Source organism: Halanaerobium saccharolyticum subsp. saccharolyticum DSM 6643 (assembly GCF_000350165.1).
Lineage (GTDB): Bacteria > Bacillota > Halanaerobiia > Halanaerobiales > Halanaerobiaceae > Halanaerobium > Halanaerobium saccharolyticum.
In genome coordinates this window covers 1-23,027 of sequence record NZ_CAUI01000023.1, presented here as the reverse complement: position 1 = coordinate 23,027, position 23,027 = coordinate 1, and the positions used below count along the sequence as shown (strand labels likewise).

Below are 23,027 nucleotides of genomic sequence, written 5' to 3'. Positions count from 1 at the left end.
TGTTTATTGTTAGGAGGACATTTATTTAATGAGGTATAAACAAAAAAGAAGAATTAAATTAATTATTATTTTAGCTATAATGGCCTTTGCTGCATTTTTATATTTTCAGCATGGGATTAATTTAGGACTTGATTTACAAGGGGGAGCCCATATAGTTTTACAGGCCCAACCAACAGAAGAAAGAGAAATAAATGATACGGTTATGTCAGGGATTCAAAGTGTAATTGAGCGTCGAGTTAACCAGTTGGGTTTAAGTGAGCCCTTAATTCAGCGTGAGGGAAGTGACAGGATTATCGTAGAATTACCAGCTGTTGATAGTCCAAATGAAGCTATTAATACAATCGGTAGGACTGCAATGTTAACTTTCCGAAATTCTGCTGGAGAAGTGTTGATGACTGGGGAAGCGGTTAAAGATGCAAGAGCAGATCACGATCAGTATGGAAGACCTGTTATCGCATTTACTTTAAATGATGAAGGTTCTGAAAAATTTGCGAATATAACCAGACAATATATTGGAGAAAAAATTGGTATTTACTTAGATGATGAAAGATTGACTAATCCAACAGTCCAAGCTGTAATTGAAGAGAGAGGTCAAATCACAGGTTATGATAGTATTCAGGCTGCTGAAGAAGATGCAATACTTATTAGAGAGGGTGCGCTTCCAGTACCGGTTGAAGTAATTGAAACCAGAACAGTTGGACCAACCCTTGGCTCCATTTCTATTCAAAAAAGTATTAGAGCCGGATTGATTGGTTTACTTTTAGTAGCTATATATATGGTATTTTATTATAGATTTCCAGGTGTATTAGCTGCTGTAATTTTAGCTATTTATGGTTTGATCTTAATGGGAACAATGGCCGGTTTACAAGCAACTTTAACCTTGCCTGGTATTGCTGGTTTAATACTTTCTATAGGTATGGCAGTTGATGCCAACATTATTATTTTCGAACGGATTAAAGATGAACTTAAATCTGGAAAAACACTAAGAGCAGCAATTGATTCTGGTTTTAGAAGAGCATATACAACTATTATTGATGCTAATGTAACTACTATTATGACAGCTCTTATTCTGGCCTATTTTACTAGTGGTACAGTAAGAGGTTTTGCTGTAACACTTGGCATAGGTATTATTGTCAGTATGTTTACTGCCTTCTTTGTAACACGAAATGTAATTGATATATTTGCAGGTAGTAAATTATTACGTGAAAATAAATCTTTCGGGGTCAGAAAGGGGTAATAAAGTGGATATTTTAGGAAAGAGAAAAATATGGTATACAGTTTCAATTGTAATTATTGCAATTGGCTTATTGTTTTTACTAATTAATGGTTTAAATCTAGGTATTGATTTTAACGGTGGAACACTAATGGAATTTGGTGTGGAAGATGATATTACTACCGAAGAAGTGAGAGCTGTTTTAGAAAGAATTGAAATAGCTGAAGATAGTAAAATACAGCATTCTGAAGGTTCAGGTGAAAATGGTATAATTATTAGAACCAAAACTTTAGAATCTGAAGAAATAGTAGCAATTGATAATGCAATAAAGGCTGAATTTAATTCTGCTGAAATGCTTAGAACAGAAATGGTTGGACCAACTATTGGTAGAGAGTTGAGGATTAATGCTTTACTAGCTTTGATAGCTGCTTCTATTGCAATAGTTGCTTATATTAGTTTCCGATTTGAATTTAGGTTTGCAGTAGTATCTATAATTACTTTAATGCATGATGTTTTAATTACACTAGGAATATTTGCTATTTTAGGTAGAGAAGTAAATACACCTTTTGTAGCAGCACTATTAACCATAGTTGGTTATTCTATTAATGATACTATTGTTATTTTTGATAGAATTAGAGAAAACATGAAGCTAATGCATAAGGTTCCATTTGTTGAACAGGCAAATACTGCTGTTGTTGATACACTTCCAAGATCTATTAATACTTCAATAACTACTTTAATAACTATTTTAGCTATTTATTTCTTTGGAGGAGCTTCTATTCAGACATTCATGTTAGCTCTCTTTATTGGTATGTTTGCTGGTACATATTCGTCAATTTTTGTGGCCAGTCCTTTATTGGTTACCTGGCAGGAAAAAATCAGCAAATAATAATTAGAAAATACTTTAGATTATAAACCCCTCCTTAAGCTTGGAGGGGTTTCTATCTTTAAAAAAGGCTGTGATAAAAATGGATATGAACTTACCCAAACATTATAGGCATTTTCAGCGTTACAGTGAAATTGCACAAATCCTTGTTAAAAATGGGCTTGGTTTTATAATTTCTCAGCTAGAATTGAATAAATATTTACCATTTAGAAAAAGAATAAATACTGGTGAGAGGCCTACCGGTAAAATGCTTGCGGTTAAAATACGAGAAGTTCTGCAGGAATTAGGTCCTGCCTATATTAAACTAGGACAATTATTAAGTACCAGAGCTGATATATTTCCGCCTGTGTTTATAGCTGAAATGCGCAAACTGCAGGACAAAGTTCCACCTGAAGAATTTGAAGTTATTGAAGAATTTTTAAAAAATGAGCTTGGAGATAAGTATCAAGAAGAGATTATAAAAATAGATAAAGAAGCTGAAGCTGCAGCTTCAATTGGTCAAACTCACAAAGTTGTTTTAAAAAATAATAAAGCAGCAATTATGAAAGTCAAAAGACCTGGTATTGATAAAAAAATCAGTGTTGATGTAGAGATTATGGAAAACCTTGCCAAACAAGCGGAAGAAAGAAATCTGTTTAATTCTATAATTCGTCCTTTAGAAATAATACAGGAATTTAAGCGGACAATAAAAGACGAATTAAATTTCAAAGGTGAAATGGCAAATATCATTCGTTTTCGCAGTGATTTTGTTGATAATCCTTATATTACAGCTCCAGAAGTGTATTCTGAGATTTCTACAGTCAATGTTTTAATTATGGAAGAAATTAAAGGGATTAAACTGAGAGAAGTTGATCAAAATCATCCTCACAATAAATTTATTGCAGAACTAGGAGCAAAAGCTTTAATGAGGCAGGTTTTAATTAACGGTTTTTTTCATGCTGATCCTCATCCAGGCAATATTTTTATTACAGGTGAAAAAACAATTGCCTATGTAGATTTTGGAATGGTAGGTAGAATTACTGAAGAAGATAGAGATTTAATGGCTCTACTCTTTTATGCATTAATTAATAAAAAAATAAATGTTTTAATGGATGTTATTTTAATACTGGGGACTAAGCCTGATAATTTTAATAGAAGAAGATTTCAGCTTGATATGGAAAAAATTCTGGATAGATATTATGGTACTGATCTTGAAAACATTGAAATTAAAGCTGTTTTTGAAGATCTACAGTATTTTATTTATGAACATCAGATAAGAATGCCTCAGGATTTCTTTTTGTTATTTAGAGCTATTGCAGTCAGTGAAGGAGTAGGACAGGATCTGGATCCTGATTTTAATGTGGTTGAAGTAGGAAAAGATTTTATTTCGGAGATTTTAGATGATCGAATGCAGTTTGATAAGATCATTTCCAGAGTTGGTTCTGAAATTTGGAAGTTGGGACGCAAAAAATATGAATTTAACAGTCAGCTTAAATCTATTTTAAGAAAGCTTGAAGAAGATGATTTCACTATTAATTTTAGGCATACAAATCTGGAAAATCTAATTTCCAGACTTGATATTATTTCGAATCGTTTGTCAATGAGTTTAATAATTGCTTCTTTAATAATTGGATCAACTTTATTAATTCAAACAAATATGGAGCCTCGTATCTTTAATATTCCGCTTCTTGGTTTTATTGGTTATTCTTTTGCTGGTGTTTTGGGACTTCTTTTGGTTATTTCAATCTTCAGGTCTGGAAAATACTAAATAAATTATAAAATATTGGTGATAATTAATGGAAAAAATATGGAATTTATCTTCTTTTCAAGAAAACAAAAAAATAGATTTTTTAGATAAAATTTTATCTGAGCGAAATATTAATACTAAAAAAGAAAAGGAAATATATTTGAATTCAGATTTGAAATATTTGAGTGATCCTTTTATACTTCCGGAAATGAATAAAGCAGTTAAACGAATTAAAAAAGCAGTAGAGCAAAATGAAAAAATTTTAATTTATGGAGATTATGACGTAGATGGAATAACTTCAACAGCAGTTTTATATAGGTTTTTTAAAAGTGAATATGGAATTGATCTTCAATACTTTCTTCCAGATAGAATAAAAGATGGTTATGGTTTAAATACTAAATCCTTAAAAAAAATTGTTAAAAATGATGTTAACTTGATTATAACGGTGGATTGTGGAATTACAGCTTTTAATGAAGCTAAATATCTTCAAGAAAAAGGAGTAGATTTAATAATAACTGATCATCACACTCCTGCTGAAAAATTACCTGATGCATTAGCAATTCTTAACCACCACCTAGTTGAAAGTGATAATTATTTTGCTTCAGAAATTGCAGGTGTTGGCACTGCTTACAAATTAGTTCAGGCTCTAAATGGTGAGAGCACTACAAGAATGAACGAAGAGCTTCTGCCAATTGTTGCTTTAGGGACAGTTGCTGATATTGCACCATTGAAGAATGAAAATAGAATCTTTGTTAAAAATGGTTTGAAAATGATAAACAAAGATAAAGTACTTGGACTTAAAACTCTTATTGAAGAGCTAAAGATTAGTAAAAACAATCTTAGTGCAGGGCAGATTGGTTTTATAATTGCACCACCTTTAAATGCCGCCGGTAGAATTTGCGATGCTGAAGAAGCGTTAAAGCTTTTAATTAGTGAAAATCTAGAAGAAACAAAATCAATTGCCAAAAAACTCATAAAAATTAATAAACAGAGACAGCAGCAGGAAGAAATAATTTATCAAGAAGCCGAAAATAAAATTGATAATATAAATTTAGAAAGCGAAAAATCTATTATATTATTTGATAAAGAATGGCATTCTGGAATAATTGGGATTGTAGCTTCCAGATTATTAGAAAAATATAACTTGCCGGTGATTTTATTTGCGGTAGATAAAGAAAAAGGTACTGCTAAAGGTTCAGCCCGCAGTATTTCTTCTTTAAATATTTATCAAGCTTTAAAACACTGTCAATCTAAAGTGTTGAATTTTGGGGGGCATAAAGCAGCAGCTGGTTTGAGTATAAAAAGCTCTGAGATTGAAAGCTTTAAAGATAAATTCAAAGAATATTTATTTAAAAACTTAACTGAAGAGGATTATTTTAAAAGAAAAAGAATTGATTTAAATTTTGATATTTCAAGAATCAGCAAGGAATTCATTTCTAGTTTAGAAAAATTTAGACCATTCGGTATTGCAAATCCTGCTCCTAAATTTCTTTTTCAAAATTTAAAAAGCAGACAATGTTATCAAATGGGTAAAAAAGATAAGCATCTTAAGATTTATTTAGAGAATGGTATTCAGGCTGTAGCTTTTAATTTAGGAGATAAAGCTGCTGAAATTTCAAATAATAAATTTGATCTGATAGCTCAACCAGAAATTAATCGTTGGCAGGGTCAAGAAAATATACAACTTAAAGTTGATGATTACCGTATTGAAAATAATGTTTCTACAGCCTTAGTTTTTGAAGAAAACAAATATTCTTTTTATGATTATAGAAATTTTAGAGATAAAAATAAGAAATTAAATAAACTTTTAGATAATAAAGCTATCAGGAAAGCAGCAGTGTATATTAATTATAAAAAAGAAAAAGACAGCTTAAAAAAAGTTTTTCAGCAGCATTACTTTTTTGGTAGTCAGTATAAATTAGAAGAAGATTTTTCTCATTTGATTTTCTATTCACTCCCTTTTTCTTTTGAACAATTTTATAAAATTCTTAAAGATTATAAAAATAATAATAAAAATAAGATAAATAAAGTTATTCTTATGTTTTCAAAATCAGATATTAATTATAACATTAAATTAATTGAATATCTGAAGCAGAAAGAATTGGCTGCAAATTCTAAAAATGAATTGGACTTTAAAGGCTCAGTACGATATAATAAATTATCCAGGCGAATGGATAATTTTATGGAATTTAAAGATATTATTTTCAAAAATAATCTATTTGCTCTGATAACAAATGTATCTAATTTTAAGGAGGATAAAAATGAATCTTAGTGACAAAATAAGAAATATTCCGGATTTCCCCAAAGAAGGGATTTTATTCAAAGATATAACTCCGCTTTTAAGGGATAAGGAAGCACTTAAAGAGGCCATCGAAAAAATGGCAGATATGTTTAGAGATTATGATATTGATTATGTGGTGGGAATAGAGGCCAGAGGATTTTTAGTTGGAACACCTTTAGCTATAGAACTTAATAAAGGTTTTATTCCGATTAGAAAACCGGGGAAATTACCACATGATGTATTAAAGAAATCTTATGAATTAGAATATGGAAAAAATGAAATTGAAATACATAAGGATGCAGTTTCTGAAGGAGATAAGATTCTGATTGTAGATGATTTACTTGCTACAGGCGGAACTACTCTTGCCTCAACAGAAATGATAGAAGAGTTAGGCGGAGAAGTTGTTGGTTGTGCATTTTTATTAGAATTAGATGCACTTGACGGAAGAGAAGTTTTAAAAGATTATGAGGTTAAGTCATTATTAATTGAATAATTTTTTTGCTTCTAGTTAATTAAAGGAGTATAAATATAGATGGAATTAGATATCTTATTAGATAAAATTAAATTATATATGGATAATCCAGATTTAGCTATGGTTGAAAAGGCTTATAAATATGCTGATGATGCTCATGACGAACAATATCGAGTATCTGGGGAACCTTTTGTTGAACACCCACTTGGAGTAGCTATAATTCTCGCTGATTTGGAACTGGATATTGTTTCAATAGTAGCATCTTTATTACATGATGTTGTAGAAGATACTGGTATTAGCAGTGAAGAAATTGAAAGAGAATTTGGAGCAGAAGTAGCACATATTGTGGATGGAGTCACAAAGCTAACTCGAATGCAGTTTAAAACCAAAGCAGATCAGCAGGCAGAAAGTCTGCGAAAAATGTTTGTAGCTATGGCAGAAGATATAAGAGTTGTATTAATAAAACTTGCTGATAGACTGCATAATATGAGAACTCTTAATTATCTAAAAAAGGAAAAACGCAAGGAAAAATCTAAAGAAACTCTAGAAATTTATGCTCCTCTTGCTCATCGTCTTGGAATGTCAAAAATAAAATGGGAGTTAGAAGATTTATCTTTCAGATATTTAAAGCCAGAGATTTATTATGAGGTTTCACATAAAATTCAGGCTAATCGCAAACAAAGAGAAAAAGATATTAAAGAAGCTATTGAAACTTTAAAATCAACTCTTAAAAATCATGATATTGAGGCTGACATATATGGTCGACCTAAACATCTTTACAGTATTTATAATAAAATGAAACGTAAAGAAGTAGAATTTGATGAGATTTATGACTTGACAGCTGTTAGAGTGCTTGTAGAAAATGTTAAAGAGTGTTATGAGGTGCTGGGGATTATTCATGAAATATGGAAACCCATGCCTGGTAGATTTAAAGATTATATAGCAATGCCTAAATCTAATATGTATCAATCTCTTCATACAACAGTAATTGCCCCTAATGGAGATCCATTAGAGGTTCAGATCAGAACTTATGAAATGCATAAAACTGCCGAATATGGTATCGCTGCTCACTGGAGATATAAAGAAGGTAAAGTTGGCGATGAAAAATTTGAAGAAAAACTATCTTGGTTGAGAAGACTTCTAGAATGGCAGAAAGATCTGCAAGAACCTCAGGAATTTATGGAAACCTTAAAAATTGATCTTTTTGAAGATGAGGTTTTTGTATTTACACCAGAAGGGGATGTAGTTTCTCTTCCTCGAGGCGGAACACCTGTAGATTTTGCTTATCATATTCATACTGAGGTTGGACATCGCTGTGTAGGAGCTAAAGTTAATGGTAAAATTGTTCCTTTAGAATATAAGCTAAAAAACAGTGATATTGTAGAGATCTTAACTTCTAAAAAAAGCAATGGTCCTTCTCGTGACTGGTTGAAATTTGTTAAAACTTCTAAGGCTAGAAGTAAAATTAAACACTGGTTTAAAAAGCAGCGTCGAGATGAAATAATAGAAAAAGGCCATCGTATTTTAGATGAACATCTAGAAAAACACAATATTAAATTAAGTGAAAAAGAAAAAGAAAAAGAATTAAAGGAAATAACTAAAGACTTGGGACGAAAAGATGTTGATGATTTATTAGAAGAGCTTGGATATAGTAATATTAGTCCTAAACAGATAGTTAGTAAGTTTAAAGATTATGAACCAGAAAAAGATTTGGAGAAAAAACAAAAATCTAATCAGCGCAAAGAATCTTCAGTTGATAAAGGAATATCAGTTAAGGGAATGGAAGAAATGCTGGTTAGAATGGCCAAATGCTGTAATCCTGTTCCGGGTGATGATATAGTTGGATATATCACTAGGGGTAGAGGAGTTTCAGTTCATAGAAAAGATTGTAAAAATTTAAAAAACCTTGCTGAAAGTGAACCAGAAAGAATTATAGATGTAAGTTGGGAACGTGGTCGAACTGAATCTTATCAGGTTGACTTGAGAATTGAAGCAGTTAATAAAAGTGCGCTGCTGAACGATGTTACTCATATTATCAAAGAAGAAAAAGTTAATATACTGTCAGTTATGGCTAGAACCAACGATCAAAATAGAGCTGTGATTAATTTATCATTAGAATTGAGTTCAACAGAGCATATGTACGATATAATGAAAAAAATAGAATCAATATCAGGTGTTCTTAATGTGAGTCGGGCAAAACCCGCTTAATAGGGGGAGTGAATATTAATGAGAGCTGTAGTTCAACGTGTAAAAAATGCTAAAGTTGAAGTTGATACTGAAATAACCGGAGAAATTGGCTCCGGTTTATTAGTGTTTTTAGGAATTGGTAAAGAAGATAATCAAAAAGATGTAGATTATTTATTAGAAAAGATAATCAATCTAAGGATTTTCGAAGATGAAGAAGAAAAATTAAATTTATCTGCATTAGATTTAAATAAAGAATTGTTGCTTGTTTCCCAATTCACACTATTTGGTGACTGTAGGCAGGGCAGAAGACCAAGTTTTTTTGAGGCAGCCCCGCCAGCTGAAGCAGAAAAATTATATAATTATTTTGTAAAAAGGGCTAAGGAATCAGAATTGAAAATTGAGACAGGTACATTTCAGGCTATGATGGATGTTAAACTAGTTAATGATGGACCAGTTACAATTTTAGTAGACAGCAAAAAGAAATTTTAATTATTTAGAATAGGTGAAAATATGAAATTAAAAAAATTTACTGTTGGAGAAATAATGTCTAAAAGCTATATAGTTTCTAATAATGGGAAAGCAATTGTTATTGACCCTGGAGCTGAAGGAAAAAAACTGTATAAATATCTTCAAGAAAATAATTTAGAGCTTAAATATATTATTAATACACACGGCCATTTTGATCATATTGCTGCAAATGAATTTTTAAAAAATAAAACTGATGCTAAAATAATGGCTCATCCAAAAGCAGATTTAAAATTTAAGGATCCTAAATTAAATTTATCTCAAGTTTTAAAACGTCAGAAAATAACTTCACCCTCTGTTGATATTGCTTTAAATGATGGGGATATAATTGATTTTGAAGGTTTAAAGCTTCGGATAATTTATACTCCTGGACACAGTGAAGATGGAATTTCCATTTATTTAGAATCAGAAAAAATTCTTTTTCCAGGTGATTGTATTTTTGCTTCTGGAGTTGGAAGAACTGATTTTAGTGACAGTGATTTTGAGAAACTTACTAATTCTATAGAGGAAAAAATATTTTCGCTTCCTGACAATACTACCTTTTATCCCGGTCATGGAGCAGATAATATAATTAGTTCTTTTAAAAATAGAGTCTGGCCTGCACTAAAATGAGGTTTGACATCTAAATTTGAATAGGTTAAAATTAAATCGGATTATTTTAGCTTTAATTGATATGATTTATAAAATTTGTGAAATAGGAGAGGAGTGTGTAAGGTTTGTTTGATACTTTACGCGATAATAGTAGAATTATTGTTTATATAGTAGTAGTAGCTTTTGTGATTTCTGGTGGGTTTATGGGTTATGGTGCTTATTTAAATAATCAAGGTGGAGGCGGTCAGGCTCCCAATCAAAGACAGTCTGTAATTGCTGAAGTTAATGGAATGGAAATATCACAACAGGAATACTTTTCGCTTTTGCAGCAGCAGGCACCACAATCTAATTTAAGCAGCTCTCAAATTATACCATTTAGATATAATGTTTTGAATGCACTAATAGAGAGAAAACTTATTATGAGTCAAGCAGAAGAACTTGGCGTTGATGTAGAAGTTTCAGAGGCCGAAGTAGATGAAAGATATAATAATATTTTAGAACAAAATGAAATGTCTGATCAGGAATTAGCAGACGCCTTGGCTGAGCAGGGTTATACAATTGGTCAGTTAAGAGAAGATATTAAATCAAGTTTGACAGATAGTAAAACTATAACTCAAACTATTGATCAAGGAATTTCAGAAATAGAAGTTACAGATCAAGAAATACAAGCTCTTTATGAACAGCGTTATCCAGAATCAGAAACAGCTGAAGCTGATTCGATTGATGAAACAGAGACAGCTGAAGATGAAAGACCTGAATTAGAAGAGGTAAGAGAAGATCTGGAAACTGAAATTAGAAATCAAAAAAATAACCAGGCAGTTAATAACTGGTTAACAGAATTAAAAGAATCTGCAGATATAACAATTAATGATCAAGTTTTAAGTGCTTATCATGCTTTAGAGAATGAAAATTATGATCAAGCTGTAGATGAGTTTTCAACTTTTGTTGAGCAGGAAGAAACAGATGCTATTTTCTTTAGCTATTTAGCTCAAGCATATGAAGGACAAAATAATTATGATAAGGCTGAAGAAACATATAATACAGCTATAGAATCTTTCCCTGAGAATAATGATTTAAAATTCAATTTTGCTGAGTTTTTATCTGAACAGGAAAAGAATGAACAAGCTATAACACTATTAGACGAAGTAGCTGCAGGGGCTGAAGATGATTTCATGACATATTACCGACTCTTTATGCTCTATAGTCAACTGGGAGCTGAAGAAAAAGCTCAGTCAGCTATAGAAAAAGTTCAGAGCCTAAGTCAAAACATGCAGCAAAATCAAGAAAATGTAGAAATCGAGGAAGATAGTCCTGAGGAAATTCAGGAGGAAGCTGAGGAATTAGAAGAGGATATTGAAGTTGAAGCTCCTTTAGAAACAGAAAATAATAATTAAATTATTATAAGCTTATTTATAAGCTTATTGCATCTATCAGTTCACTCTTTAATTGGAGTTGAGCTGATAGATTTTCTAAAAATAAATGAATATAATAGTAGGTGAATTAAAAATGAAGTTTAATGCTCCAAGAGGTACAAATGATATACTACCGCCAGAAACTTTGAAGTGGCAGTATATAGAAAAGAAAACACATGAATTATTTTCGAACTACAATTATCAAGAAATTAGGACTCCTATCTTTGAATACACAGAGCTTTTTCAGCGTGGTATTGGAGAAGTAACTGATATTGTTGAAAAAGAAATGTATACATTTGAAGATAAAGGCAATAGAAGTATTACCTTAAGACCTGAAGGAACTGCTTCAGTAATTAGATCATTTTTGGAAAATAAAATTTATGGACAGGCTCAACCAACAAAATATTATTATATTGGGCCAATGTTTAGATATGAAAGACCACAATCTGGTAGATTCAGACAGTTCCATCAGCTAGGAGTTGAGGCAATAGCTTCTAATGATCCAGCACTAGATGCTGAGATTATTTCGCTTGGAATCCGTTTGCTCCAGAATTTTGGTTTGGATAATTTAGAAGTACATTTAAATAGTGTTGGTTGTAAAGATTGTAGACCAGACTATGTTGAGAAACTAAAAAAATATCTAATTGAAAATAAAGATCAGTTATGTGACAATTGTAAAAGTAGAATTGAAAGAAATCCATTAAGAGTTCTAGATTGTAAAAACAAGAGCTGTAAAACAGTTATTAATGATGCTCCTAAAATTACAAATAATCTTTGTGATAACTGTGCAGAGCATTTTGAAGATGTTCAAAATTATTTAGATGTCTTAGATCTTGAATATATAATTAATCCACTCTTAGTAAGAGGATTAGATTATTATACAAACACTGCTTTCGAAATTAAAGATAATGCTTTGGGAGCTCAAGATACTGTTTTTGGTGGTGGACGTTATAATGGTCTGGCTGAAGAAATTGGAAATAGAGATCTACCGGGTATTGGTTTTGCGCTTGGTATTGAACGCTTATTGCTTTCGCTTGAAGCTAAAGGGATTGAATTACCAGTAGAATCAGGTGTTGATCTTTACATAACAGTAATTGGTGAGAAAGCTAAAATAGAATCATTTAAGCTGCTTGATAAATTAAGAAATGAAGGTTTCAGAACTGAAATGGATTACTTAGACCGAGGGGTCGGTTCTCAAATGAAATCAGCAGATCGGATGAATGCTGAATATACTATAATTATTGGAGAAGATGAATTAAATAATAACTCTGCTACAATTAGAAATATGAAAAGTGGAGACGAAAAAGAAATTCAATTAAGCAATTTATTAGAAGAAATGAAGAAGCTAGTAGATAAGGAGGCAGTATAAGATGGGTGAAACAATTAAAGATTTAAAGAGAACCCACCTTTGTGGAGAAGTAACAAAGAAAGACAATGAAGATAAAGTAACAATCATGGGTTGGGTACAAAAAAGAAGAGATCACGGTGGAGTGATTTTCACCGATATTAGAGATAGAACTGGGATTGTACAGGTGGTGTTTAATCCCGATTTAGGAGAAGAGTTATTCAAAAAAGCTGATACTCTTCGTTCTGAATATGTTGTTGCTATTACAGGTGAGGTTGAATCTCGCCCTGATGGTAATATTAATCCAGAACTTTCAACTGGTGAAATTGAAATTAAAGCGGAAGAGTTAAGAATCCTAGATGCTGCTAAAACTCCTCCAATTCAAATTGAAGATGATATAGATACTGGAGAAGATATTAGATTAAAATACAGGTATTTAGATTTAAGAAGACCTAAAATGACAAAAATGATTGGGCTAAGGCATAAGATAACTAAAGCATGTCGGGATTATCTTGATGAAGAAGGTTTTTGGGAAATTGAAACTCCAATATTAACTAAAAGCTCACCTGAAGGCGCAAGAGATTATCTAGTACCAAGTAGAGTTAATCCGGGTCAGTTTTTTGCTCTGCCTCAATCTCCTCAAATTTTCAAACAGTTATTAATGGTTTCTGGAATGGAAAAATATTTTCAAATAGCGCGTTGTTTTAGAGATGAAGATTTAAGAGCAAATCGTCAACCTGAATTTACTCAAATTGATATGGAAATGTCTTTTGTAAACCAGGAAGATGTTTTAGAAATTACCGAAGGTCTAATGAAAGATCTATTTGCTATAGGAGATATTGAAGTTCCAGCTAAAATCAAAAGAATGTCTTATCAGGAAGCAATCGATCGTTTTGGTTCTGATAAGCCAGATTTACGTTTTGGAATGGAACTTAAAGATTTATCTGAAGCTGTAAAAGATAGTGAATTTAATATATTTAGCGGAACTGTAGCTAATGGTGGTCAGGTTAAGGGAATTAATTTTAAGGGAGGCGCGGATTCTCCTCGAAGTACAATTGATTCTTTTGAAGATTATGTAAAAATGTTTAAGGCCAAAGGTTTAGCCTGGATGGCCTTAAGAGAAGATGGTTTGAAATCTCCAATTGCTAAGTTCTTAGCTGAGGAAGAAATTGAAGCTATTAAATCTAAAATGGAAGCTGAAGAAGGAGACTTATTATTAATTGTTGCTGATAAAGCTTCAGTTGTAGCTGCTGCTTTAGGTAATTTACGTTTAAAAATAGCTAAGGAAAATGATTTGATTCCAGAAGAGATTTATGAATTTGTCTGGATTGTAGATTTTCCATTATTTGAATACGATGAAGATGAAGATAGAATGGCAGCAATTCACCATCCATTTACAGCGCCTAAAGAAGCTGATATTGAAAAATTAGAAAGTGATCCTGCTTCAGTAAGATCAAAAGCATATGATTTAGTATTAAATGGTGAAGAATTAGGTGGGGGAAGTATTAGAATTAATAATCATGAGCTGCAGGAGAAAGTTTTTTCAGCTTTATCCATAACTAAAGAACAGCAGCAGGAAAAATTCGGTTATTTATTAGAAGCTTTTGATTATGGTACACCACCACATGGTGGAATTGCTTTTGGGCTTGATCGACTAATGATGATAGTTGGTAGAACAGATTCAATTAGAGATGTGATTGCCTTTCCTAAAACACAAAAGGCCACCTCTCCATTAACTAAAGCCCCTTCTAAAGTTGATAAAAAACAGCTTCAAGAATTAGGAATTTCCATTCGTTCCTAGTGAAATTGCAGGCTTTTTTGCTTGCAGCTTGAGACAAAATGTGGTATATTATTTATAGAAAAGTAAATATCATCTGCCGTGTTCGATAATGATTAAACATTTTGACCAACACTTAGACATAGGGAGCCTAAACTCTACCTGCGGCGTAGAAGCCTTAGATGGACCTATAAACCAGGTAGGAGGGCACCCACTTGGCAGACAGGGATCAAAATTCCAAATCAACCGGCACGGCGGATGAGCTTTTAGCTAACCTTTTTAGGGTTAGCTTTTTTAAGTTTATCTAGCTAGTAAATTAAAAATTTTATTTTGCAGGAATATTTTTTTATTATAGATTTATAATTTGATCTTAAATTGAGGTGAAATTTGTGAATGAAAAGGAGAAAATAAGAGAAAAATGTTTAAGCCAAAGGGCTCAAATTTCAAACACTAAAGTTAGCAGTTGGAGTAAAAAAATAAAAAATAAGTTTTTTGATCTCCCCCAATTAGAAAATGCAAAAAAAGTTATGGCCTATGCTTCTATGCGCAAAGAAATAGAGACTTTTGAATTATTAGAAGAATTATTGGAAAAAGGATATTTGGTATATTTGCCTTATACTCGTCAAGATATTGTTGATCTTGGAACAGCTCAGATAAACAATCTAGATAAAGATCTCAAAGATGGAGTATTTGGTGTTCAAGAACCAGTTGTAAAGATCCGAGATGAAGAAGTTCCAGTTGATTTTGATATCATAATTGTCCCGGGAGCTTGTTTTACTGTCCAAGGTTATAGAATTGGTTATGGTGGCGGTTATTATGATAGTTTTTTAGCTAAACATGCTAATGGAGCTTTAAAAGTTGGTTTTTGCTATGATTGTTTTATTGTAGATTCTATACCAGTTGAAGACCATGACGTTCCAGTAGATTTAATCATCACCGAAAAAAGGATTATTAATATAAAATAATTGAGGTGGAATTGTGAATCTTTTTGAAAATACTAATGACAAAAAAGATAATAGAGATCGTCCTTTAGCTTACAGAATGCGCCCTAAAACATTAGATGAATTCTATGGACAGGAAGAAATTGTAGGAGAAAATAAACTTTTAAATAGAGCTATAAAAGCAGATCGATTACAATCTCTAATTTTTTATGGACCTCCAGGTACTGGTAAGACAAGTTTGGCACAGGTAATTGCTAATCAAACTGAGGCAGAGTTTGTTAAACTAAATGCAGTAACATCTGGAGTTAAAGATATTCGAGAGGTTATTAAAAAAGCAAAATCTAATAGAAATCTATATAATAAAAAAACCATTCTTTTTATTGATGAAATTCATCGCTTTAATAAATCTCAACAGGATGCATTACTGCCGTCTGTCGAAAATGGAACTTTAGTAATGGTTGGAGCTACTACTGAGAATCCATATTTTGAAGTAAATTCACCTCTTTTGTCACGATCAAGAATTTTTCGTTTAGAAAAATTGAATAACGAACATGTTTTTTCTATTTTAAAAAAATCTTTAGAAAATGAAAAAAGAGGTTTAGGAAAGTTAAATGTAGAAATTTCAGATAAAGATTTGGAATTTATTTCAGATTTAGCTGATGGAGATGCAAGAGTCGCTTTAAATACATTAGAATTGGCTGTTTTAACAACTCCCGCTGATGCAGATGGAATTATAAAAATAAACAAAGAAATAATTGAGGACTCAATGCAGAAAAAAATCTTAAATTATGATCGTTCAGGAGATAATCATTATGATATAATTTCAGCTTTTATCAAAAGCATGCGTGGCTCAGATCCTGATGCAGCTATTTACTGGTTAGCCAGGATGATTGTTAGTGGTGAAGATCCAAAGTTTATTGCCCGCAGAGTTGTTATTCATGCAGCAGAAGATGTGGGAATGGCAGATCCAACTGCTTTAATAATTGCTGAGTCAGCAGCGAGAGCTGTTGAACAAATTGGTTTTCCAGAAGCTAAAATACCTTTGGCTGAAGCAGTTATCTATATTGCTTCTGCTCCTAAGAGTAATTCTGTTGTTCAAGCAATAAATAAAGCTGTAGACTATGTAGAAAATAACCGAGCTGGAGATGTCCCGCCACACCTTAAAGATAGTCATTATGCAGGGGCTTCAGATTTAGGTCATGGATTAGAATATAAATATCCTCACAATTATTCTAAAAATTATGTAGAACAGAGTTATTTACCAAAAGAGATGCAGGATCTTAGTTTTTATGAACCGGGAGAAATGGGAAGAGAAAAAAAGACAGCTCAATTTTTAAAATATCTAAAAAATGATAAAAGGACAGAGGATGATAAATAATGTCCAATTCTAAAAATAGACCTGCGAAAAATATGGAAATAAGAAATCAAGTAAAAGACAGTAAATTTTATGGAAGTATTTTTTCTGTAAAAAATAGAGAAGAAGCTGAAAAAAAAATTTATGAGATTAAAAATAAATATCAAGATGCTACTCATAATGTTTCTGCTTTTAGAGTAGAAGGTTCTAAGTTAGAACAAGAACCAATTGAATATTTTGATGATGATGGAGAACCATCCGGTTCTTCTGGACCACCAATTTTAGAGGCTATTAAAGGAGAAAATTTGATTAATACAGTTATAATTGTGACTAGATATTTTGGAGGAACTAAGTTAGGGATCGGTGGTCTAATTAGAGCTTATGGTGACACAGCAAGATTAGCTATAGAAGAAGCAGGTATAGAAACTCTAAATGAATTTTATCAGATTAAGGTTAAAACTTCTTTTGATAAGATTGGTATTGTCTTAGGGCAGTTAGAAGCATTTGAAGCAGACATTAAAAATACAGAATACACTAACCAAGGAGCTGCAGTTAAAGCAATTATTTCAATTGATATTAAAGATAGACTTCAAAATATACTGCAGGAGAAAACGGCTGCAGATTATGATCTTAAAGTAATAAAGAGTGTTTTTAAATAATTTAGGTAAATTAAGTAATCTTGATTGACAGCGTTTTTATCATATGTTAAAATTAGTTGAAAGTTGATTATAAATGTCAAGATTATATGAGGTGAAAATATGAGAGTATCAACTAAAGGTAGATATGGATTAAGAGCATTAGTAGATTTAGCTGAACATGAAACTGGTAAGGCTATTCCAATTCGTGAAATTTCGGAAAGACAAAACATTTCTGAACAGTATTTAGAGCAGTTATTTGCGACTTTAAGAAAGGCTAAATTGGTTAAAAGTGTTCGTGGTGCACATGGAGGCTATATGTTAAATCATGAACCAGAAGATATAACTGTTGCTGATATAATAACAACTTTAGAAGGTCCAATTGCTCCTGTTGATTGTGTAATAGAAGATGATTTTTGTAATTATGTTGATAAGTGTGTAATACATGGCTTATGGGCAGAATTAGCAGATGCTATTAATGGCGTTATTGAAAATATGACTTTGGCTGATTTGAAAAATAAAGCAGTTAAAGAAAAGCAAAAAATTAAAACAGTTAAAAAAGAAAAATCAGAGGTTAAATAAATGAAAGATATTTATTTTGATCATGCAGCCACTACTCCAATAGTTGAAGAAGTAATTGAGGTAATGCAACCTTTTTATAATGAAATTTATGCTAATCCTGCTAGTTCACATCTGCCTGGACAGAAGGCAGCTTCTGCTCTTGAAGATGCGCGAGAATTAGTTACTAAGTTAATTGGAGCTAAAAAAGCTGAAGAACTTGTTTTTACAGCTGGTGGGACTGAGGCGGATAACCTTGCTCTAAAAGGAGCAGCATTAGCTCGTTCTTCAGAAGGGAAACATATTATAACTTCTTCAATAGAACATCATGCTGTTTTAAAAAGCTGTAAATATTTAGAAAAACATTTAGGCTTTGAAATAACTTATCTTGATGTTGACCAAGATGGCATTATTGATGTAGAAGAGCTAAAGCGTAATATTCGAGAAGATACAATTTTGGTTTCTATAATGTATGCAAATAATGAAATAGGAACTATTCAGCCAATTAAAGAATTAGCTGCTGTAGCTCATCAAAATGATATTATATTTCACACAGATGCGGTTCAGACAGTTGGACAGTTAAAAATAGATGTAAATGATTTAGGTGTTGATTTACTTTCTATTTCAGCACATAAATTTAATGGACCAAAAGGGATTGGAGCTCTTTTTGTAAGCCAAGGTGTGGAATTAGTTCCTCAAATGTCTGGTGGAAGTCAAGAAAGAAAAAGAAGAGCAGGTACAGCAAACTTAGCTGCAGCTGTTGGTATGGGAAAAGCAGCCGAAATTGCGCTTGAAAAACTGGCTGAAAAGAGAAATAAATTAGTTTTGCTCAGAGATTATTTTATTTCGGAACTATTTGCTAATTTTGATGATATAAAAATTAATGGACCTAAAGGCGACTATCGTTTACCTGGGAATATAAATATTTCATTTAAAAACTTAGATTCAGAATCAATCTTGTTTAATTTAAGTCTAAATAATATTGCCGCATCAACAGGGTCTGCCTGTGCGTCTGGATCTTTAAGTGTATCTCATGTTTTAAAAGCGATTGCTTTAGAAGAAGAATATATTAAAGGGGCAATAAGATTTTCACTTGGTTTCGGTAATACTAAAGAAGAAATTGATTATGTTGTTAACAAATTAAAGAATATTATTGATAGATTAAAGTCACTAAAATAAGAATAAATTTTATAAGGGTGTAAATAGATGAAAAAAGTTATGATTGCAATGAGTGGTGGAGTAGATAGTTCTGTAGCTGCTGCTTTATTAAAAGAAGAAGGATATGAAGTTATAGGTGGGACTATGCATATATTTCCTGATTATGAGGAAGCAACTGATCGCGAAGATCACTGTTGTTCTTACTCTGCAGTTAGAGATGCAAAAAGAGTTGCACAAAAATTAGAGATACCTCATTTTGTTTTTAATCTGCAGGAGGAATTTCAAGATAAAGTAATTGATTATTTTGTCGATGAATATAGCCAGGGTAGAACTCCAAATCCTTGTGTAATGTGTAATAAAGAAATCAAATTTGCTGCTCTGCATCGAAAAGCTATAGAAATAGGATGTGACTATATAGCGAGTGGTCATTATGCAAAAATTGAAAATGAAAATGGACGTTATATACTCAAAAAAGGTTTAGATGATAATAAAGATCAAAGTTATATGCTCTATGTTTTAAATCAAGAACAGTTAAGCCAAACTTTATTTCCTTTAAGTGAATATACCAAAGAAGAGATCAGAGCCAAAGCTAAAGATTTAGGTTTTGAAATTCATAATAAAGCAGAAAGTCAAGAAATTTGTTTTGTGCCTGATGATGATTATGTTAGATTTTTGGATAGTAATTATCCAGAAATTTCCAAAGAAGGTCCTATTCTAGATAGTACAGGTAATCAGGTAGGTACTCACAAAGGATTATCTCATTATACTATTGGTCAGCGTAGAGGTTTAGGTATTTCTATGGGCTATCCAATTTATGTAACAGATTTAGATCATGAAAATAATGCTGTGATAGTTGGTGAAGATGAGTTAGTATTTAGTGATGGCTTAATTGCTGAAGATCTTAATTTCATTCCTTTTAAAGATATCGATGGCCGAATGGAAGTTGAGGCTCAAATAAGATATAATAGTTTTCCAGTTAAAGCTTATATTGAGAAATTAAATCCAGATGAATTAAAAGTTGAATTTGAAAAGGCTCAAAGAGCTATTACGCCGGGACAGTCAGTTGTTTTTTATCTTGATGATTTAGTACTAGGTGGAGGAATTATCAAAAAAAGTTTCAAAAACTCTTGACAAAACCGAAATGTATTGATAAGATAATATGCGTCGCACAGAAAGTAAGATTCTTTTTTTAAAAGATTAATTAATTTTTTAAACAGTTTTTCTAAAAAGTTCTTGACAAAGTGTGGCAGAGTTGATAAGATATTAAATGTCGCTGATAAAAAACGCGGCAGAAAATATAGAAGATAATATTAACCACAATGGTTAATGAGACGAAGGGGCGTCGACCTCGATGGTCGAGCAAGGCACCATCCTTTCGTTCTACAAAAGAAGGTGCGACGGACTCAATGTCCGAGTAAGGCACCATCCATTTTGTTTATGGAAGAAGGTGCGTTGAACCTTGAAAATTAAACAGCAAGCCAACGTTAATATACTTTGAGTGTTAAAACTTAAAAGTAATTATAGTTTAAAGCTTATATTAAATAATATGAGTCAAATTCAAATTCTTTATATGGAGAGTTTGATCCTGGCTCAGGACGAACGCTGGCGGCGTGCTTAACACATGCAAGTCGAACGGTCTACCTCGACTGAAACCTTCGGGTTGACGACGAGATCTAGATAGTGGCGGACGGGTGAGTAACACGTGAATAATCTGTCCTCAAGTCTGGGATAACCTGGCGAAAGTCGGGCTAATCCGAGGTAAGCTGAGAGTGTGGCATCACACAATCAGAAAAGGTGGCTCTGCCATCGTTTGAGGAGGAGTTCGCGGTAGATTAGCTAGCTGGTGAGGTAACGGCTCACCAGGGCAACAATCTATAGCTGGTCTGAGAGGACGATCAGTCACACTGGAACTGAGACACGGTCCAGACTCCTACGGGAGGCAGCAGTGGGGAATCTTCCACAATGGGCGAAAGCCTGATGGAGCAACGCCGCGTGAGTGAAGAAGGTCTTAGGATTGTAAAGCTCTGTCCTTAGGGAAGAACCGTGGGTATAGTAAATGCTACCCACCTGACGGTACCTTTGGAGGAAGCACTGGCTAACTACGTGCCAGCAGCCGCGGTAATACGTAGAGTGCAAGCGTTGTCCGGAATTATTGGGCGTAAAGGGTACGCAGGCGGATAATCAAGTCAAGCGTGAAAGGTGTCGGCTTAACCGACAGACTGCGTTTGAAACTGATTATCTTGAGTGTAACAGAGGAGAGTGGAATTCCTAGTGTAGTGGTGAAATACGTAGATATTAGGAAGAACACCAGTGGCGAAGGCGACTCTCTGGGTTAACACTGACGCTGAGGTACGAAAGCTGGGGGAGCGAACGGGATTAGATACCCCGGTAGTCCCAGCCGTAAACGATGGATACTAGGTGTTGGAGGTTCGAATCCTTCAGTGCCGGAGTTAACGCATTAAGTATCCCGCCTGGGGATTACGATCGCAAGATTGAAACTCAAAGGAATTGACGGGGGCCCGCACAAGCGGTGGAGCATGTGGTTTAATTCGAAGCAACGCGAAGAACCTTACCGAGAATTGACATCCCGTGACCATCTATGAGAGTAGAGTTTAGCACTTTGTGCTACACGGAGACAGGTGGTGCATGGCTGTCGTCAGCTCGTGTCGTGAGATGTTGGGTTAAGTCCCGCAACGAGCGCAACCCCTGTTCTTAGTTGCCAGCGAGTAATGTCGGGGACTCTAAGAAGACTGCCGGTGAAAGTCGGAGGAAGGTGGGGATGACGTCAAGTCCTCATGCCCTTTATATCTCGGGCTACACACGTGCTACAATGGCTGATACAGAGGGGAGCAAAGCCGCGAGGTGGAGCAAATCCTTGAAAATCAGTCCCAGTTCGGATTGCAGGCTGCAACTCGCCTGTATGAAGTTGGAATCGCTAGTAATCGCAGGTCAGCATACTGCGGTGAATACGTTCCCGGGCCTTGTACACACCGCCCGTCACACCAATCGAGTTGGATGCACCAGAAGTCATCTGCGGATGCCAAAGGTGTGTCCGGTAAGAGGGGTGAAGTCGTAACAAGGTAGCCGTACCGGAAGGTGCGGCTGGATCACCTCCTTTCTAAGGAGAGAACGTGAGCTTGCTGTTTAATTTTGAAGGTTTAGTTCGGCTGTTAAAGCCGAAGGAAATCTTCTATAATACTTAATAAAATAATATGAAAATAAAATAAATCCTGATAACGATGGGATTTATATTTATTTAAAAAGAGAATGGGCCTATAGCTCAGTTGGTCAGAGCGCACGCCTGATAAGCGTGAGGTCAGTAGTTCAAATCTACTTAGGCCCACCATTTTCTATTCTTTTAACATACGCATGAATAGCAACTGGTATATATGGGGGTATAGCTCAGCTGGGAGAGCGCCTGCCTTGCAAGCAGGAGGTCAGCGGTTCGAATCCGCTTACCTCCACCAAAAACTCTTTAATTATTACTAAGTATATAAAACTGTACATTGAAAAATGCATATAGGAAATAAATTGATTAAGCTAGAAAGAGCTTATGGTGGATGCCTTGGCATTCAGAGTTGAAGAAGGACGCGACCGGCTGCGAAAAGCCGTGGGGAGCTGCTAAATAAGCGTAGATCCGCGGATATCCGAATGGGGCAACCCACCAGTGTGGAGCACTGGTATTATGTGGTGAAATAAGTAGCCATGTAAGAACAAGCAGGAGAACTGAAACATCTTAGTACCCTGAGGAAAAGAAATCAAAATGAGATTCCCTTAGTAGCGGCGAGCGAAAGGGGAAGAGTCCAAACACTTAAAGTGTAAGTCTGTAGACGTTGCTTTAAGTGGGTGTAGGATAGACTGTACTAAAAGCTACAGTCTTTTGGCTGACTTAAATTTTTTACCGAGTCGAATGAACTGGGAAGTTCAACCGTAGGAGGTAATAGTCCTGTAGACGTAAGGTAAAAG

17 protein-coding genes, 2 tRNA genes, 2 rRNA genes and 1 other RNA gene are annotated in these 23,027 nt (G+C 33.6%); all 22 read left to right on the top strand.

Going from position 1 to position 23,027, the window contains the following annotated elements; translation table 11 throughout:
• Nucleotides 1–28: 28 nt before the first annotated feature.
• Entirely contained in the window at nt 29–1,237 is a 1,209-nt protein-coding gene (gene secD, locus HSACCH_RS10250; RefSeq protein WP_005489680.1) for a protein translocase subunit SecD, read from the top strand.
• 4 nt (nt 1,238–1,241) lie between these two features.
• Complete coding sequence (gene secF, locus HSACCH_RS10245) at nt 1,242–2,102, top strand: protein translocase subunit SecF (RefSeq protein ID WP_005489679.1); 861 nt, start codon at nt 1,242–1,244, stop codon at nt 2,100–2,102.
• 79 nt (nt 2,103–2,181) lie between these two features.
• Entirely contained in the window at nt 2,182–3,846 is a 1,665-nt protein-coding gene (locus HSACCH_RS10240; protein WP_005489676.1) for an AarF/UbiB family protein, read from the top strand.
• Between the two features lie 28 nt (nt 3,847–3,874).
• Entirely contained in the window at nt 3,875–6,097 is a 2,223-nt protein-coding gene (gene recJ, locus HSACCH_RS10235) for a single-stranded-DNA-specific exonuclease RecJ (protein ID WP_005489675.1), read from the top strand.
• Nucleotides 6,087–6,599 (top strand): adenine phosphoribosyltransferase, encoded by a 513-nt coding sequence (locus tag HSACCH_RS10230; RefSeq protein ID WP_005489674.1) that lies wholly within the window; start codon nt 6,087–6,089, stop codon nt 6,597–6,599. Before recJ ends, HSACCH_RS10230 begins: the two co-directional genes overlap by 11 nt.
• Before the next feature lie 39 nt (nt 6,600–6,638).
• The gene (locus tag HSACCH_RS10225; protein WP_005489673.1) at nt 6,639–8,786 is read left to right on the top strand and encodes a RelA/SpoT family protein; all 2,148 of its coding nucleotides are present in this window, start codon (nt 6,639–6,641) and stop codon (nt 8,784–8,786) included.
• Between the two features lie 18 nt (nt 8,787–8,804).
• A complete protein-coding gene (gene dtd, locus HSACCH_RS10220; RefSeq protein ID WP_005489672.1) occupies nt 8,805–9,254 on the top strand; it encodes a D-aminoacyl-tRNA deacylase in 450 nt (149 codons plus the stop codon).
• 21 nt (nt 9,255–9,275) lie between these two features.
• A complete protein-coding gene (locus tag HSACCH_RS10215) occupies nt 9,276–9,902 on the top strand; it encodes an MBL fold metallo-hydrolase (protein WP_005489671.1) in 627 nt (208 codons plus the stop codon).
• A gap of 104 nt (nt 9,903–10,006) precedes the next feature.
• Entirely contained in the window at nt 10,007–11,275 is a 1,269-nt protein-coding gene (locus HSACCH_RS10210) for a SurA N-terminal domain-containing protein (protein WP_040477448.1), read from the top strand.
• Nucleotides 11,276–11,387: 112 nt separating this feature from the next.
• Nucleotides 11,388–12,662 carry a histidine--tRNA ligase gene (hisS, locus tag HSACCH_RS10205; RefSeq protein WP_005489667.1) on the top strand — a complete coding sequence of 425 codons (1,275 nt, stop codon included), beginning with the start codon at nt 11,388–11,390 and terminating at the stop codon, nt 12,660–12,662.
• Nucleotide 12,663: 1 nt separating this feature from the next.
• On the top strand, nt 12,664–14,439 hold the full coding sequence (gene aspS / locus HSACCH_RS10200; protein WP_005489666.1) for an aspartate--tRNA ligase: 1,776 nt from the start codon (nt 12,664–12,666) through the stop codon (nt 14,437–14,439).
• 67 nt (nt 14,440–14,506) lie between these two features.
• A non-coding RNA gene (gene ssrS / locus HSACCH_RS13795) (6S RNA) lies at nt 14,507–14,680 on the top strand.
• A 124-nt stretch (nt 14,681–14,804) separates the two neighbouring features.
• Nucleotides 14,805–15,380 (top strand): 5-formyltetrahydrofolate cyclo-ligase, encoded by a 576-nt coding sequence (locus HSACCH_RS10195; protein WP_005489664.1) that lies wholly within the window; start codon nt 14,805–14,807, stop codon nt 15,378–15,380.
• Between the two features lie 13 nt (nt 15,381–15,393).
• Complete coding sequence (locus HSACCH_RS10190) at nt 15,394–16,734, top strand: replication-associated recombination protein A (RefSeq protein WP_005489656.1); 1,341 nt, start codon at nt 15,394–15,396, stop codon at nt 16,732–16,734.
• A complete protein-coding gene (locus tag HSACCH_RS10185; protein WP_005489655.1) occupies nt 16,734–17,369 on the top strand; it encodes an IMPACT family protein in 636 nt (211 codons plus the stop codon). The genes HSACCH_RS10190 and HSACCH_RS10185 overlap by 1 nt, the downstream gene beginning before the upstream one ends.
• A gap of 99 nt (nt 17,370–17,468) precedes the next feature.
• Nucleotides 17,469–17,927: an RrF2 family transcriptional regulator gene (locus HSACCH_RS10180; protein WP_005489654.1), complete on the top strand. Its 459-nt coding sequence runs from the start codon at nt 17,469–17,471 to the stop codon at nt 17,925–17,927.
• The gene (locus HSACCH_RS10175; RefSeq protein ID WP_005489653.1) at nt 17,928–19,082 is read left to right on the top strand and encodes a cysteine desulfurase family protein; all 1,155 of its coding nucleotides are present in this window, start codon (nt 17,928–17,930) and stop codon (nt 19,080–19,082) included.
• Between the two features lie 27 nt (nt 19,083–19,109).
• Nucleotides 19,110–20,192, top strand: a complete 1,083-nt coding sequence (mnmA, locus tag HSACCH_RS10170; RefSeq protein WP_005489652.1) for a tRNA 2-thiouridine(34) synthase MnmA — start codon at nt 19,110–19,112, stop codon at nt 20,190–20,192.
• A 436-nt stretch (nt 20,193–20,628) separates the two neighbouring features.
• Nucleotides 20,629–22,179 (top strand): 16S ribosomal RNA (locus tag HSACCH_RS10165).
• 151 nt (nt 22,180–22,330) lie between these two features.
• Nucleotides 22,331–22,407, top strand: a tRNA-Ile gene (locus HSACCH_RS10160).
• Between the two features lie 45 nt (nt 22,408–22,452).
• A tRNA-Ala gene (locus HSACCH_RS10155) sits at nt 22,453–22,528 on the top strand.
• A gap of 66 nt (nt 22,529–22,594) precedes the next feature.
• Nucleotides 22,595–23,027: ribosomal RNA gene (locus HSACCH_RS10150) — 23S ribosomal RNA — on the top strand; the annotation flags it as partial.